The 13,782-nt window shown below is 71.2% G+C and carries 17 protein-coding genes; 7 read left to right on the top strand and 10 right to left on the bottom strand.

Translation table 11 applies throughout. The features are described from left to right. Positions 1-416 (bottom strand): LLM class flavin-dependent oxidoreductase (locus tag VH969_RS06940; protein ID WP_331972183.1); only part of this gene is annotated, 416 nt, incomplete at its 3' end. 65 nt (positions 417-481) lie between these two features. On the opposite strand from VH969_RS06940, the gene VH969_RS06935 reads away from it, so the two are divergent. The 3 genes from VH969_RS06935 to VH969_RS06925 all read left to right on the top strand — a co-directional run bounded on the left by VH969_RS06935 (position 482) and on the right by VH969_RS06925 (position 2,446). Further along, on the top strand, positions 482-997 hold the full coding sequence (locus tag VH969_RS06935) for a MarR family winged helix-turn-helix transcriptional regulator (RefSeq protein ID WP_331972180.1): 516 nt from the start codon (positions 482-484) through the stop codon (positions 995-997). 294 nt (positions 998-1,291) lie between these two features. Continuing rightward, on the top strand, positions 1,292-1,729 hold the full coding sequence (locus tag VH969_RS06930; protein ID WP_331972177.1) for a nitroreductase family deazaflavin-dependent oxidoreductase: 438 nt from the start codon (positions 1,292-1,294) through the stop codon (positions 1,727-1,729). Positions 1,730-1,789: 60 nt separating this feature from the next. Next, on the top strand, positions 1,790-2,446 hold the full coding sequence (locus VH969_RS06925; protein ID WP_331972174.1) for an O-methyltransferase: 657 nt from the start codon (positions 1,790-1,792) through the stop codon (positions 2,444-2,446). Positions 2,447-2,581: 135 nt separating this feature from the next. On the opposite strand, the gene VH969_RS06920 is transcribed toward VH969_RS06925, so the two are convergent. Then, positions 2,582-3,463, bottom strand: coding sequence for a helix-turn-helix domain-containing protein (locus VH969_RS06920; protein WP_331972171.1), 882 nt, complete (start codon positions 3,461-3,463; stop codon positions 2,582-2,584). Positions 3,464-3,599: 136 nt separating this feature from the next. After that, complete coding sequence (locus VH969_RS06915; RefSeq protein ID WP_331972168.1) at positions 3,600-3,830, bottom strand: hypothetical protein; 231 nt, start codon at positions 3,828-3,830, stop codon at positions 3,600-3,602. Between the two features lie 263 nt (positions 3,831-4,093). Here VH969_RS06915 and VH969_RS06910 point away from each other — a divergent pair, with 263 nt between their 5' ends. Continuing rightward, the gene (locus VH969_RS06910) at positions 4,094-4,906 is read left to right on the top strand and encodes a response regulator transcription factor (protein ID WP_331972165.1); all 813 of its coding nucleotides are present in this window, start codon (positions 4,094-4,096) and stop codon (positions 4,904-4,906) included. Next, on the top strand, positions 4,906-5,793 hold the full coding sequence (locus VH969_RS06905) for an AfsR/SARP family transcriptional regulator (RefSeq protein WP_331972162.1): 888 nt from the start codon (positions 4,906-4,908) through the stop codon (positions 5,791-5,793). The genes VH969_RS06910 and VH969_RS06905 overlap by 1 nt, the downstream gene beginning before the upstream one ends. Positions 5,794-5,815: 22 nt before the next feature. Here the strand turns inward: VH969_RS06905 and VH969_RS06900 are convergent, their stop codons facing one another. Both VH969_RS06900 and VH969_RS06895 read right to left on the bottom strand, forming a co-directional pair. After that, on the bottom strand, positions 5,816-6,124 hold the full coding sequence (locus VH969_RS06900) for a hypothetical protein (protein WP_331972159.1): 309 nt from the start codon (positions 6,122-6,124) through the stop codon (positions 5,816-5,818). A 159-nt stretch (positions 6,125-6,283) separates the two neighbouring features. After that, entirely contained in the window at positions 6,284-7,234 is a 951-nt protein-coding gene (locus VH969_RS06895) for a ScbA/BarX family gamma-butyrolactone biosynthesis protein (protein WP_331972156.1), read from the bottom strand. A 308-nt stretch (positions 7,235-7,542) separates the two neighbouring features. On the opposite strand from VH969_RS06895, the gene VH969_RS06890 reads away from it, so the two are divergent. Further along, a complete protein-coding gene (locus VH969_RS06890) occupies positions 7,543-8,184 on the top strand; it encodes a ScbR family autoregulator-binding transcription factor (RefSeq protein WP_331972152.1) in 642 nt (213 codons plus the stop codon). A 27-nt stretch (positions 8,185-8,211) separates the two neighbouring features. Here VH969_RS06890 and VH969_RS06885 read toward each other — a convergent pair whose 3' ends face one another. Next, complete coding sequence (locus VH969_RS06885; protein WP_331972149.1) at positions 8,212-8,814, bottom strand: nitroreductase family protein; 603 nt, start codon at positions 8,812-8,814, stop codon at positions 8,212-8,214. Between the two features lie 121 nt (positions 8,815-8,935). Between VH969_RS06885 and VH969_RS06880 the strand changes: the two genes are divergently transcribed. Beyond that, complete coding sequence (locus VH969_RS06880) at positions 8,936-9,967, top strand: aldo/keto reductase (RefSeq protein ID WP_331972146.1); 1,032 nt, start codon at positions 8,936-8,938, stop codon at positions 9,965-9,967. Here the strand turns inward: VH969_RS06880 and VH969_RS06875 are convergent. The 4 genes from VH969_RS06875 to VH969_RS06860 form a co-directional block, all read right to left on the bottom strand. Further along, the gene (locus tag VH969_RS06875) at positions 9,964-10,599 is read right to left on the bottom strand and encodes a ScbR family autoregulator-binding transcription factor (protein WP_331972143.1); all 636 of its coding nucleotides are present in this window, start codon (positions 10,597-10,599) and stop codon (positions 9,964-9,966) included. The two genes, VH969_RS06880 and VH969_RS06875, sit on opposite strands and share 4 nt — an antisense overlap. Positions 10,600-10,713: 114 nt before the next feature. Then, positions 10,714-11,487, bottom strand: coding sequence for an AfsR/SARP family transcriptional regulator (locus tag VH969_RS06870; protein ID WP_331972140.1), 774 nt, complete (start codon positions 11,485-11,487; stop codon positions 10,714-10,716). A 291-nt stretch (positions 11,488-11,778) separates the two neighbouring features. Further along, the gene (locus VH969_RS06865; protein ID WP_331972137.1) at positions 11,779-12,618 is read right to left on the bottom strand and encodes an AfsR/SARP family transcriptional regulator; all 840 of its coding nucleotides are present in this window, start codon (positions 12,616-12,618) and stop codon (positions 11,779-11,781) included. A 147-nt stretch (positions 12,619-12,765) separates the two neighbouring features. After that, a complete protein-coding gene (locus VH969_RS06860; protein ID WP_331972134.1) occupies positions 12,766-13,752 on the bottom strand; it encodes an MprF family protein in 987 nt (328 codons plus the stop codon). Positions 13,753-13,782: the final 30 nt, after the last annotated feature.

Raw genomic sequence — 13,782 nt, 5'->3', positions numbered from 1 at the left:
AGTGCACGGATGACGCCGATGGCCTCCTCGAGCGCGCGCACCGACTCGCCCGGCGTCCGCCGCGGCCCGCCCATCCCGGCGATCGCGTCCCAGAACGAGCCGGCGCCGAGACCGAGCTCCGCGCGGCCGCCGGAGAGGATGTCGAGGGTGGCGGCACTGCGGGCGAGGACCGCGGGCGGGCGCAGCGGCAGGTTGGCGACGTTGGGGAAGACGCGGACCGAGGTCGTGCTCGCCGCGATGGCCGACAGCAGGGTCCAGGTGTCGAGGAACGCGGCCTGGTACGGGTGGTCCTGGACGCTGACGAGGTCGAGGCCGACCGCGTCGGCGAGGCGGGCGAGGGTGAGCGTGTCTTCGACCGCGTCCGCCTGCGGGGGCAGGAAGACGCCGAACTCCAGCGGGTGACCGTAGTCGGGCATGAGGTCAGTATGCCACGAGATATTCTGTCCGACAGACGTTCTGCTGTGCCGCGTATCATAGCGGCATGACGGCACTCGACGGCGACCTCGGCTGGACGCTCGGCGTCGTCTTCCGCGCGTACGTGAAGGCGAGCAACGCGGTGATGGACGGCGTGCCGGGCGGGCACCGCGGCTACCAGATCCTGACCGCGGCGGCGCGCGAGGAGGCGCCGTCGCAGTCCGCGCTGGGCGCGCAGCTGGGCATCGACCGGACCGTGCTGACCTACCTGCTGGACGACATGGAGCGCGCGGAGCTCGTGGCCCGCAAGCCGGATCCGGCCGACCGCCGCACCCGCCGGATCGTGGCCACCGAGCCGGGCCGCGCACTGCTGTGCGCGCTCGAGGAGCGCCTCGCGCACGCGGAGGCCCACATCCTGTCCGGCCTGCCGGCCAAGGACCGCCGGACGCTGAAGTCGCTGCTGGCCCGCCTCGCCGCGCACGCGAACGCCCTGGACCCGGTGGACTCCACCTGCGCGGTGGTCGAGGACATCACCAAGGCCCGCCCGGCGAACCGAGGCGAGCGCACGACCCGCCGATCGTAGGTTGTGAGAATGGTCTAGACCGATCATCCTTTTGTTGGCGCGCAACAACGTTCAGCTCCTGCACGAAACGGAGAGCCCACCGCTACCGTGGCGCCGGCGGCCGCCATCGCCGACACGTCGACCGACGAGGGGCCGGCCGACACGCGGGCGGTGGTCTTCGACGACCGTTCCCGGCACGTTGACCGTCGACTACGTGCGCGTCGCCGCCTGACGTCACCGCCGGTGAGTGGGCCCGCGACCGGATCGGACGGCGGTCGGGGAACACCTCACCGTCGCCGGGCGTTGACCACTGACATGCCACTACAGGGAGACTACGAACCGAGCTCGGCCGAGTGGTCGCGCAAGCAGGTCGAGGAGTTCGAGAGCTCGAACGGCGAACGCGGCAACACGATGCGCGGCATGCCGGTGATCGTGCTGACCTCGCGCGGGGCGAAGACGGGCAAGATCCGCAAGACCCCGCTCATGCGGGTCGAGGACGACGGGAAGTACGCGGTCGTCGCCTCGCTCGGCGGCGCGCCGAAGCACCCGGTCTGGTACTACAACCTCAAGGCCGACCCGCGCGTCGAGCTGCAGGACGGTCCGGTCAAGCAGGACATGGTCGCCCGCGAGGTGACCGGCGACGAGAAGGCCCGGTGGTGGGACACCGCCGTCAAGGCCTACCCGGACTACGCCGACTACCAGAAGCGCACCGACCGCGAGATCCCGGTCTTCGTGCTGGAGCCCGCCTCCTAGCGCTTTCGCCCAGTTGGCCCTCATGTGCGCCGAACGGACGGTCCAGGTAGGAATGGGCACATGACACAGGAGCAGTGGGACGCGGTCGACGGGTACTTCTCCGGCTTGCTCGTCGGCGAGGACGCGGCGCTCGACGCCGCGCTCGAGGCCAGCGACGCGGCCGGGCTGCCGCAGATCGCGGTGGCCCCGACCCAGGGCAAGCTCTTGCACCTGATCGCCCGGACCCGGGGCGCCCGCCGCATCCTGGAGATCGGCACGCTCGGCGGCTACAGCACGATCTGGCTCGCTCGCGCGCTGCCGGCGGACGGCGAGCTGGTCACGCTCGAGTACGACCCGAAGCACGCCGAGGTGGCGCGCGCCAACCTCGCGCGTGCCGGGCTCGCCGACCGCGTCGACGTGCGGGTGGGCGCCGCGCTCGACACGCTGCCGGGCCTCGCCGGGCCGTTCGACGTCGTGTTCATCGACGCCGACAAGCCCAACAACCCCGAGTACTTCCGCCACGCCCTGCGGCTTAGCCGCCCGGGCAGCGTGATCGTCGTCGACAACGTGGTGCGTGGCGGGCAGGTCGCGAACCCGGACAGCACCGACCCGTCGGTGCTCGGCACCCGCGCGCTCGCCGAGCTGCTCGCCACCGAGCCGCGGGTCGACGCCACGATGGTGCAGACCGTGGGCAGCAAGGGCTACGACGGGTTCGCGCTGGCGCTCGTCACCGGGTGACTCGGCGCGGTGGGCGGAGCCGGTCGCGGACCAGCCGGCGCGTCAACGCCCGGGTCAGGTGCGCACGTCAGGACCGCCGACCGGGAGTTTCTCAGCATTTCTCCGGATCGCCGGATCGTGGTGAAGCTCGCCCGTTCATTGTTCGTCGGGCAGTGTTTCCGCGGAGATGTCGTCGATCACCCGCTTGATGATCTCCCGTGCCTGCCGCCCGTAGCTCGCGGCCGCCGCCATCGAGTCGAAGACGGACCGGTAGAGCTCGATTTCCTGCGGGCCGGCCAGGTTGAGCTCCGCGGAGTACGTCTCCACCATCACCCGTTCCTCGTCGAGCAGCCAGAAGCCGTGCGCGGGAGCCACCGCGTACGCGGCCCGGAACCCGATGATGCCGAACTTGACGTTCGGCAGCGCGGACAGCGAGATGAGCCGGTCGAGCTGGCCGAGCATCACCTCGGGCGCGCAGAGCCGGTACCGCAGCGCGGGTTCGGCGAGCACGAAGTGGAAACGCTTGTCCCGCCGGTACAGGATTTCCTGCCGGTGCAGCCGGGCCTGGACCGCCTCGTCGACGTCGCCGCGCACCTTGAGCACGCCGACGCTCTGCGCGAAGCGGGCCCGCGCGTACTCGGCGGTCTGCAGCAGGCCGGGCACGTAGGTGCACTCGAACGCGCGGAACAGCCGGGTCGCCCGGTCGAGCGCGGCGAGCTCGTTCTGGTGCGCGCGCAGCCCGCCGCGCAGCTGCCGCTGCCATTCGATGTTCTGCACCTCGAGCGTGTGCAGCGCGGCGAGCAGCGGCTCGGCCTCGTGGTCCCCGCCCGTGGCCTTCGCCCAGGCGCGGATGTCCCGGTCGGTCGGCGACTGCCGGCCGTTCTCCAGCTTGGACACCTTGGACGGCGGCCAGTTCAGCGCCTCCGCGAGCGCACGCCCGCTCAGCCCGGCCGTCCGGCGCAGCTCACGGAGCCGTTTGCCCAGCGCCAGCCGCGCCTCGTGGAGGCTGGAGACGCCGCTGGTTCGGATCGGTGGCACGACACGTCCCGTCGACCGGCGCGTGTCCGGCGACAGCGCGCTGTACCTGCCACGATAGCGGGCAAGCCCGGCCAAGCAGAGAAATTTCTCGCAAAATCGCGCGGACGCTCCCCTGAATGGCCCCGTGCGGCAGCGATCAGCGGCATTCCTCGGCATGTGCGCGGGTGTACATCCGCAGCACGTCCTCGGGGATCTCGATGACGGCCTCGCCGTTCGGCACCGGGCCGACATCGGCGAGCGTCTGCGCATCGGTCACGATCCAGCCCTGGGCGATGAAGGTGCGCCGGTCGGCGCGGTCGGTGACGAACAGCGTCGGGGACTGGCCCTCCTGGGACAGCGGGTCCTTGCCGAGGAAGCGCGCGCGCAAGCTGATCTCCGTTTCAAGAAAGCCTTGGGAAATTGTTCATGATCGTGAGCGACGCTTGCCCCGTCGTCAAACCGACCCCCGGCCGGGTGGACCGCTCGGCGCAGCACTACTGATCAGCAAAAGCACAGGTCGCGACCCTCGACCGTGCATATGCCGCGAGTAGAAGACCGCTCAACGAAAGAACCCCTGCGTGTCGGCTCGCCCTAGCGTGAACGGTGCCGGACGCCTGCGCTCCGGCACGAGAGGTGAGGCGAGGCGAGACCATGGACCACTGGACCGATGCGACGTGGCTGAACCGTGCCGGCCAACCCACCCTGCGCGCGGTCTCCGGGCACGCCGTGCGCGTCCTGCCCCGGCCCGGCGGGTGGCTCGACGACGACCCGATGGGCTACCTGCGACTGCCCGAGGACCTCGACCACGGTGAGCCGGACGGCATCCGCGTGCTCGTGGTCGGCGACGACGTGCTGGCCCGCCGGGGCGTGCTGGCCGCGCTCGGCGGCGAGCCGGGCATGGTCGTCGTCGGCGAGCTCGCCAACGGCCCGGGCGTGCTCGCGACGCTGGCCTCGCGCCACCCGGACGTCCTGCTGCTGCACGGGTTGCGGGCCGCGGACGCCACGCCGGTGCTGGCCGCGGTCCGCCGCTCGGACCGCGCGGTACGGGTGCTCGGCATCGGCATGCGCGACGGCGAGGCGCTGCCGAGCCCGGAGGTCTGCGGCTCGCTGCCCGCGTGGGCGACACCGGAGGAGGTCGTCGCGGCGGTGCGGATCGCGGCCGCCGGCTTCGCGCTGCGCCCGGTGGACGAGCCGGCCGCACCGGGCACGCTGGTACAGCTGGCCGACCCGGACCGCGGCCGCCGCGCGGCGATCCGCGACGGGCTGAGCGAGCGGGAGTGCGACGTGCTCGCGCTGGTCGCGCGCGGCATGTCCAACGCGGAGATCGCCGAGGAGCTCACGGTGTCCGAGCACACCGTCAAGTCCCACATGCAGAACCTGCTGGGCAAGCTGAGCCTGCGCAACCGGATCCACGCGGTGATCTACGCGTTCGAGTCCGGCCTGGTGACCTCCGAGCCCCGGTGATGCGACTGCACATCCTCGGGCCGCTGGAGGTCCAGGACGACCGCGGCGCGCCGGTCGAGATCACCGGTGTCAAGCGGCGGGCGCTGCTCGCGACCCTGGTCGTGCGCGCCGGCCGCACGGTGTCGGCCGGCCGGCTCATCACCGAGCTGTGGGGCGAGCACCCACCGGCGAACGCCGCGAACGCGCTGCAGGCCCAGATGCGCAGGCTGCGCCGGTCGATCGAGGCCGCGTGCGGCGAGCCGGACCGGATCGTCACCCGCCCGCCCGGCTACGCGCTCACGCTCCGGGCCGGGGAGTGCGACGCGACGCGGTTCGCCGAGCAGGCGGCCGCGGCGCGGACCATCGCGGCCGGCGAGCCCGCCCGGGCGATCCCGCTGCTGCGCACCGCCCTCGCGCTGTGGCGGGGGCCGGCACTGGAGGGCTGCGCGCTCGGCGACGTCTGCGCGGCGGAGGCCGCGGCCCTCGACGAGCACCGGCTGACCGCGCTGGAGACGCTGTTCGCCGCGAGCCTGCGCGCGGGCCGGCACCACGAGGTGATCGGCGAGCTGGAGACGACGTCGGCCGCATACCCGCTGCGCGAGCGGTTCCACGATCAGCTGATGGTGGCGCTGGACCGCAGCGGCCGGCGGTCCGACGCGCTCGCCGTGTACGACCGGGCGCGCCGGCGGCTGCTGGCCGACCTCGGTGTCGAGCCGGGCCCGGCGCTGCGCGCGCGGATGCGGTCGATCATGACGAACGAGCCGGGACCGGTGGCCGCGGACGACGTCGCGCACGAGTCGGCGGAGCTGAGCCGGGAGCTCGCGGAGCTGCAGCGGCGGATGGATACGCTGGCGAGCCGGCAGGAGGCGTTGCTGGCGTCGTTACGGCTGCCGGCGCCACGGAACTAGGCCGGGCGGCGCGGGGGGCGCGCTAGGACACGTGTTGCTCGGCGAGGATCGCGTCGAGCTCGGGCGGTGCGGCCAGGTACGGCTGTGCCGGCGCGGTCGCGTACGACTCGGCCGGCACGGAGAAGTCGCGGACCGCGGGCGGCTCGGGACGGGCGTCGGCGGGCCGGCGCTCGAAGCCGCGCACGACGTCCGCGGCCCGCTCGGCGAGCGTCCGGTTGCGAGGGCCGGTCTCCGCAGCGAGGTGGAGCTCCTGGGTGGTCGACTCGCGAAGGGCACGCTCGACGATCTCACGGTTGCCCGGAAACCCGAGCTCCTCGTCGTGGTGAGTCATGACCGACCTCCGTTCCCCCGGTCCGATTCGATTGTCGGATCCCGGGCGGGCGGGGGCAATCGGTCCGCCGAGCGGTTCCGGCCGATCCGCAGCGGGAGGGAGGTCGTCCCTCCCGCGACGGATCGGGCGGGGTGCTTGGGGCAGGGAAAATGCTGTGCATCAACAGAACTGGAGCTGGAGAACGCCCTCGACGGACCGGCGGTCGTTCTGCTCGACCAGGAACCTGACGCCGATCCGGCCCTCGGAGTCCGTGCCGACCGGCTTGGCGGACACGACGCAGGGCGAGTCGAACTCGAGGTAGTGCAGGAAGCTGAAGTCGCCGCCGGCGGGCAGCGCGTCCGGCCGGCCGGTCGCGAGCAGCGCGGCCTGGCGGACGATCTCGGCGACGGCGTTGCCCGGCACGTGGTCGACCGTGTGGTCGTAGATCACCGGGTGCGCGGGGTCGACGCGGACCTGCCAGCCCGGTCCGTCCGGCCACTCGGCGAGCAACACGTCGATCTCGTCCATGCGGCCGACCTGCCCGGGCGCCACCGCGGCCGCGTCCTGCGGCATGGCCGGCTCGGCGTCGACGTAGCGGCCGCGCAGCTTCTTGTACGCGGGCCCGGAGACGACGCTCCAGTCGTACTCGGCCGTCCCGATGCGCACGCCGGCGCGGTAGCACTCGACCTCGGTGCGCATCGCGGCCGGCCGGCGGCCGCGCCGCTTGATGTCGTGGTGGGACAGCAGGATCGTCACTTCGACCGGCGCGTCACCGTCGTTGAGCAGGCCGGCCGGGTCGAAGTGGAACTGCTTGGTGTGGGTGATCCACTTGAACTCGCGCGGGATCTCGTACGCGAAGTGACCGACCAGCAGGATCGACTCGCGGACGGCCTCGAGCAGCAGCAGCGGGTCGTGCAGCCCCGGCCGGACGGGCCCGTAGAAGGAATGCGCGGCGGGCAGTCGTGCACTCACCTCGAACCTGTCGACCCCGGTCACCCGCAGGTTGGTGACGAAAACGTCCGACTGGTGCGTGCGGCGGACCAGGCGCGGTGGGACGGGCTGTTGGAACAGCCGCTCCGCGGTGTCCTGCCGGACGGATAAGCCTTGGTCGGGGTTGATCATCGTGGTCATGTCAAAACCTCTCATGAAGGTCTTGGGCGTCGGCGCCTCGATTCCGGTGTTGATCACTAAGCGGCGCGCCGTGGGCCCGTCCGAGTCGGGCCGCGGACGGCGCCACTTCGCTCCTCGGAAAGCTGTGGTGTGAACCACACACGAACCATACCTACCACCCGGTTTTTTTTCGAGAGGCGACCACGACCTTCTTGAGCTACGCTGGACCGGAGATCGAGCACTGCTGAACGTCTCCAGACGTGCACGACCATCGGATGTCCCGCTCGTGGCATCGTGAAGTCCGCGACCATCACAGGGAGGTGCGGGTTTTGGCACGCCAGGACCGGGCCGAGCGAACTCGGAACGCGATCCTCGACTCAGCTGCCGCGGTGTTCAACGAGCGCGGCTTCGCAGGTGCGAGCCTGTCCGAGATCCTGACCAAGGCCGGGGTCACGAAGGGTGCTCTCTACTTCCATTTCTCCTCGAAGGAAGAGCTCGCGATGGCGCTCATCGAGGAGCAGTGGAAGGCGGACCTGCCGCACGTGGACTTCGAGGACGTCAGCCTGCAGACGGTCATCGACATCAGCCACGCGTTCGCCCACAACATCCGGCACAACGTCCGGGTCCGCGCGAGCAACCGGCTCGTGCTCGAGGCGAACTTCTCCCGCCCGACGCCCGAGGTCTACGAGCGGTGGATCGGCATCCTCGCCGAGGTCCTGCAGAAGGCCCAGGAGCGCGGCGACCTCCGCAAGGAATGGGACCCGGCGATCGTGGCCGACTGGGTGTCCGCGACGTTCATCGGCCTGCAGTCCCAGTCCGAGGTGTTCACCGGCATGGCCGACCTCCACGAGCGGATCACGATCCAGTGGAAGATCGCGCTGCCCGGCCTCGTGCCGCCGCGCCGGGTGTCCCGGTTCCAGCCGGCCGGCACCGCGCAGTGGGAAGAGGAAGAAATCATCGCGACCGCGTGATCGGCTCGAGGACCACTCGAGAACGGCTCAGGACACAGTCGGGCCCGGCTCCGTAGCCGGGCCCGAGCCGTATCGCTCGAAGTGCACTAAGCGAGAGAGCGGCTTGCGCCCGACTGGCAGATTGCCCAACGGCAGCCGGGTGTCGACGTCGCGCTCGACACTCACCAGCCGAGCTCGCTCGTCCGCCGGGTAGCCGAGCGCGACCGCGACCCGCAGGCCGTGCCGGTCGGGCACGCGCAGGAGCTCCTTCGCCTCCGGGATCGCCGAGCCGAACCCGGCCACGCTCGCGCCGACCCCGTGCGCGGCGGCGGCCAGCATGATCCGCTCGAGCAGCCGGCCGGCGTCGAGCTCGGCGTTCTCCCGCGTCAGCACCGGGACGAGGACGAGCGCGGCGTCGGCGAGCGGCACCAGGCCCGGCGAGTCGCCGATTCGGGACAGCGCGTCCATGCGCTCGCGGTCGCGCACGAGGATCAGCTCCCACGGCTGGCGGTTGGCCGAGCTGCCGGTCCACCGGGCCACCTCGAGCACGTCGTCGACCACCTCCTGGGGCACCGGATCCGGACGAAACCGCCGGATGACCCGCAGGCCGCGGAGGAACTTGATCCGATCGGCCGCTGGTGTGTCGCGCATCGGTTCCTCCGTGGCGTAGGCGGTTGACAGCGGGATTTCCGGCTTCCTACGGTGCTGCTTGGACGATCCATTCCGACCGGTATGTACGTCAAGGCACTCGCGGCACGTCGAGGAGCGCAGCGTGGACTTCGCGACGTTGGGGCAGTCGGGGCTGAAGATCTCGCGAGCCTGTCTTGGCACCGCGAACTTCGGCACAGCCTGGGGTTTCGGCATCGCCGAGGACGCGGCCAGGCCGATCATCGACGCCTTCCTCGACGCCGGGCACAACTTCATCGACACCGCCGACAACTACAACAACGGCCAGTCCGAGGAGATCGTCGGCCGCGCGGTCCGCGGCCGGCGCGATGCCGTCGTGATCGCGACGAAGGTGTATCAGCCGCAGGGCGAGGGGCCCAACGACCGCGGCCTGTCCCGGGTGCACCTGACCCAGGCGCTGAACGCGAGCCTGCGCCGGCTCGGGACCGACCACGTCGACCTGTACCAGTGCCACAAGTGGGACCCGGACACTCCGATCGACGAGACGATGGAGACCCTCGCCGGGTTCGTGCACGCGGGCAAGGTGCGCTACATCGGCTGTTCGAACTTCACCGCGAGCCAGATCGTCGAGGCGCAGTGGGCGGCCGCGCGGGTCTCGGGCGTGCCGATGATCAGCCTGCAGGCGCAGTACTCGTTGCTGCGACGGGACATCGAGGCGGAGATCCTGCCGGCGTGCGTGCGGCACGCCGTCGGCGTGGTGGGGTGGAGCCCGCTGGGCGGCGGCATCCTCGCGGGCCGCTACCGCTCGGGGCTCGCGCCGGACCCGGACACCCGGTTCGGCCAGCTGATGGCCGGCGCGACGCCGACGATCGCGGCGTGGGTGGAGAAGCAGCTGACCGACCGGAACCTGCGGATCGCGGCGGAGGTAGGCAAGGTCGCGGCCGAGCTGGGCACCTCACCCGCCGCCGTGGCGATCGCGTGGGTCCGCCACCGGCCGGGCGTCGCGGCGGTCGTCATCGGGCCGCGCACGCTCGCCCAGTACGAGCAGAGCCTGGCCGGCTTCACCCTCCGATTACCCGACGAGGTTCTGGCCCGCCTGGACGACGTGTCCGGCCCGGCCCCAGCCCCGGTGACCGGCCTGACGTCGCTGCCGTGGACCAGGACCTCGACGCGCTAAGGGCCGAGGCGGGCGGGGCCCGACGGATCGAGGCCGCCCACGTCCGCGCTGCCCACCAGGCCCGGCAGGATCAGCTCCCACATCTCCCGCACGTTCCGCCGGATGTCGCCGTGGCGGATGCCCGACCACCACAGCATGTCCGTGCCCGCGCAGATCGTCAGCACCAGCGTGCTGGCGTGCTCCACCGGCACGCAGTCCGCGACCTCGCCCGCCTCCGCGGCGCTGCCCAGCAGCGTCTCCACGGCCGACAGCAGGTCGAGGTAGAAGTCCAGGAACGGCGCGCCACGATGCCCGCACTCGCGTGCCGTGCGCAGGCTCGCGCGCACCACGGACTCGGTCTCCAGCCAGTGCGCCAGCTCGTGGGTCAGGTCGACGAGCGCCTGCAGTACCGCGGCGGCCTCCTCGAGCGAGCGGTACACCGCCGCGCGCAGCATCGTGCAGGCCTCCGCCTGGATGGCGCCCGCGAGCTCGTCCTTGGAGGAGAAGTGGAAGTAGAACGCGCCCTTCGTGACGCCGGCGGCACGGCTGACGTCGTCGAGCGTCGCACCGGAGAAACCGTTGCGGTCGAACAGCTCCGCGGCCGACCGCACCAGATGCAGCCGCGTGTTCTCGGCTCTCGATTGTTTCGTCACGACGACACGTCCCCGGAACGGGTGCCGCTCAACCGGTGAGCGCCGGGCTCACACGCACGAGTAGGGCGCGTCGCCGCTGCCCTACTCGTGTCAGGTCGATCGGTGCCACGTGCCTCAGCCTGCCCGGTCCAGCGCGGCCGTGGCCTCGTTGCCCACGTCCGCGAGCCGCCGGTCCGACATGAGGATCGCGTGCTGCAGCCGGCGCAGGCTCGGCGACGGCTCCAGCCCCAGCTCGTTCACCAGGCCGGTCCGCATGCGGCGGTACACGTCGATCGCCTCGCCGCGGCGGCCGGAGCGGTAGAGCGCCAGCATCAGGTGCGCGTGCAGGCCCTCGTGCGTGCGGTAGCGGCCGACGAGGCCCGCCAGCTCGCCGAGCAGCTCGTGGTGGCGGCCCAGCCGCAGGTCGGCGTCGATGCGCCGGTCCAGCACGTTCAGCCGGGCCTCCTCCAGCCGGTGCGCCTCGACCTCGAGCAACGGTCCGGTCTGCACGTCGACGAGCGCGCGACCCCGCCAGATCGACAGCGCCTCGGTGAAGTGGCGCGACGCGGCCTCGAAGTCGCCCATTTCCCGCGCACGGTGGCCGAGCGAGGCCAGCCGGTCGAACTCTTGGACATCGACCCGGCCGCCCATCGTGTCGAGCAGGTACCCGCCCGGGTAGGTGACGAGCACGCGCTTGGGGTCCTTCGGCCCCTCGGCGGGCGACGCCTCGAGCGCCGCACCGATCAGGTTGCGCAGGTGCAGGATGTAGGTCTGCACCGTCGTGTTGGCGCTGCGCGGGATGTCCTCCCCCCACAGCTCCTCGAACAGCGACGCCATCGGCACGACCTGGTCGGCGTGCACGGCGAGCATCGCCAGCACCTTGCGGGGCTTGGCGGCGGTTGGGACCACCGACGTACCACTTTCGCGGGCGACTAGGGGCCCTAAAACGTCAATGTCCACTTCGTTCTCCTGAGGCCTTTCGTCGCGACCGACTGTCAACCGGTTTGATCGACAACGGCTCGGCCGCTCCTCAAGGTTACAAAACCGACCGCCCGGTTTGTCAATAGAAACCGCCCGGTTGGTTTTCTCTTCGAGTCAACTGTAGCCGAGTCGAACGCATCAGTCACCCTACGCGCTCAGAAACCGGACATAAGCGCCAGCAGGAGTAACACTGCGTCGTCTAGTTGGCTTGGCAACTAGTTACCCCGCGGCCTGCCGCTGGGCCCCCAAGTCGGGCAGGAGGTCCAGCGAGGGGTCGTGGTTCAAGATCGCCTGCATGCGATCTTGGAGCATCGCCGACGGTTCCATTCCCAGTTCGTCGACCAGCCGCCGGCGCACGAGGTTGTACTCGCGCAGCGCGTCGGCCTGCCGGCCGGACCGGTAGAGCGCGATCATGAGCATCTCGGCGAGCCGCTCGCGCCACGGGTAGAGCATGGCCATCTTCTTGAGCTCGCTGATCACGCCGCCCTGGATGCCGGCGACGATGCACGAGTGGAACTTGTCCTCGATGGCCGAGAGCCGGCTCTCCTCGTAGTGGAGGACCGAGCTGTGGCACAGCGGGCCGCCCGCCACGCCCTCGAGCACCGGGCCGTCCCAGAGATCCAGCGCCTCGGTGAGCAGGTCGCGCGCGCGGAGCGGGTCCGTCGCGAGCTCGTTGTGGGCCAGCGCGACGAGATGCTCGAAGAGCTTGGCGTCGATCTCCTCGGTGTCCGCGTGCAGCACGTATCCGGTGGGCAGCGTGATCAGTCTTTCCCGGGCGAACTCCTCGCCGAACGTGCTCCGCAGCAGTTTCCGTAACCGCGTGATCAATGCCTGCAGCGCGTTGTTCGCCTTCGGCAGCGGCCGGCCTTCCCACAATTCCTCGAAGAACTGCTCCTTGGTCACGACCTTGCCGGAATTGATCAACAATGTGGCCAGCAACGTCCGCTGGCGCCCGCCCTGGATCGCCAGCAGCCGGCCGTCGCGGACCACGCCGACGGACCCGAAAAGCTTGAACACGACCGTGCGCGCCCGCACCGGGGACAAGGGCCTGTCGGTCATACCGGTCACCTCCGCACTCGCGCCACACTCGCCCGACAGATGGTCGGCGGGGTCGCTGACACGCGGGTGACACACCCCTGACCCCGCGAGCGGCCCCCGACCTCCGCACGAGCCGGCCGCACGTCCCGGCCCGCGGCACCGGCCGCGTCACAGGGCGTTCGACGCGCGGAAGACCTGCAGGAACGCGTTCAGGCTCGCGCCGTGCGAGAACGCGACGTACTCGGGCAACACGGCGTGCGGCGCCCACTTCTGCTTGTACGCGAGCTGCGTGGCCGCGGGGTAGACGGCCGCGCCGCGCCTGCCGAGCTGCCCGGTGAGCCACCGGAACCAGCCGCTCGCCGACGGGTGCTCGAGGTCCGGCGACAGGCCGGTGAACGGCGTGAACCCGAAGTGGAGCCACGGCGCGCCCTCGGCGCGGAACCTGTCGATCGCGGCGGCGTTGATCGCCTCCATCACGCCGGGCGGTCCCGACGGGCGGCGGCGGGACAGGTCGTGCAGCCAGCCCGGCCGGTCGCCGTACGCCGGCGAGTAGGAGATGTAGCCGGCCAGCTCACCGGCGATGGTGCCGACGAAGAGGCGCCGCGCGTGCTGTACCGGGCCGCCGTACTCGCCGACCAGGAACTCCAGCGGCTTGGCGTGGCGGCCCTTGCCCCGCAGCCACTCCGCGTCCAGCGCGCGCATCTCGAGGTCCCAGTCCTCCTGGCGGACCTCGGTGACCACCAGGCCGCTGCGGGTGGCGCGGGAGATCTTGTTGCGCAGCCGGACGAACCGCGAACCGCGCAGCGTGAACGCGGCCAGGTCGACCGCGTAGGAGGCGCCGATCTGGTTGACCGTGAACCCGGCGTCGGCGTAGGTGTCCACGTCGGCCGCCTGCACCTGGATGGCGACGATCTTGCGGCGCCGGGCGCGGGCGTGCTCGGTGAACGCCGCCAGCAGGGCCGCGGGGTCCGGGCCGAACGGGGCGCCGAACTGCACGAGGTACCCGCCGGCCGGCCGGTGGACCACGACCCCGGCCAGGCCCGGCTCGGTGAAGTAGGAGTTGCCGGAGTTCAGCGCCAGAAATGCGCTCGGATTGTTCCCGTACGCCGCGAGCGCGGAATGGAAGGAATCGATGTCAACCGTTGCCGTAGTCATTCTCGATCCACCGGTCCTCGTTGCCTGCTA

It is taken from the genome of Actinophytocola sp. (assembly GCF_036555685.1).
In the GTDB taxonomy this organism is placed as follows: domain Bacteria; phylum Actinomycetota; class Actinomycetes; order Mycobacteriales; family Pseudonocardiaceae; genus Actinophytocola.
The sequence above is the reverse complement of the archived record's forward strand: the minus strand, read 5'-3'. Positions and strand labels throughout refer to the sequence as shown.

Bases quoted from the DNA above. Each gene is read 5' to 3' on its own strand.
- VH969_RS06935 (WP_331972180.1), top strand. From the start codon at position 482: ATGACGGCACTCGACGGCGACCTCGGCTGGACGCTCGGCGTCGTCTTC.
- VH969_RS06930 (WP_331972177.1), top strand. From the start codon at position 1,292: ATGCCACTACAGGGAGACTACGAACCGAGCTCGGCCGAGTGGTCGCGC.
- VH969_RS06925 (WP_331972174.1), top strand. From the start codon at position 1,790: ATGACACAGGAGCAGTGGGACGCGGTCGACGGGTACTTCTCCGGCTTG.
- VH969_RS06910 (WP_331972165.1), top strand. From the start codon at position 4,094: ATGGACCACTGGACCGATGCGACGTGGCTGAACCGTGCCGGCCAACCC.
- VH969_RS06905 (WP_331972162.1), top strand. From the start codon at position 4,906: ATGCGACTGCACATCCTCGGGCCGCTGGAGGTCCAGGACGACCGCGGC.
- VH969_RS06900 (WP_331972159.1), bottom strand. From the start codon at position 6,124: ATGACTCACCACGACGAGGAGCTCGGGTTTCCGGGCAACCGTGAGATC.
- VH969_RS06895 (WP_331972156.1), bottom strand. From the start codon at position 7,234: ATGACCACGATGATCAACCCCGACCAAGGCTTATCCGTCCGGCAGGAC.
- VH969_RS06885 (WP_331972149.1), bottom strand. From the start codon at position 8,814: ATGCGCGACACACCAGCGGCCGATCGGATCAAGTTCCTCCGCGGCCTG.
- VH969_RS06865 (WP_331972137.1), bottom strand. From the start codon at position 12,618: ATGACCGACAGGCCCTTGTCCCCGGTGCGGGCGCGCACGGTCGTGTTC.
- VH969_RS06860 (WP_331972134.1), bottom strand. From the start codon at position 13,752: ATGACTACGGCAACGGTTGACATCGATTCCTTCCATTCCGCGCTCGCG.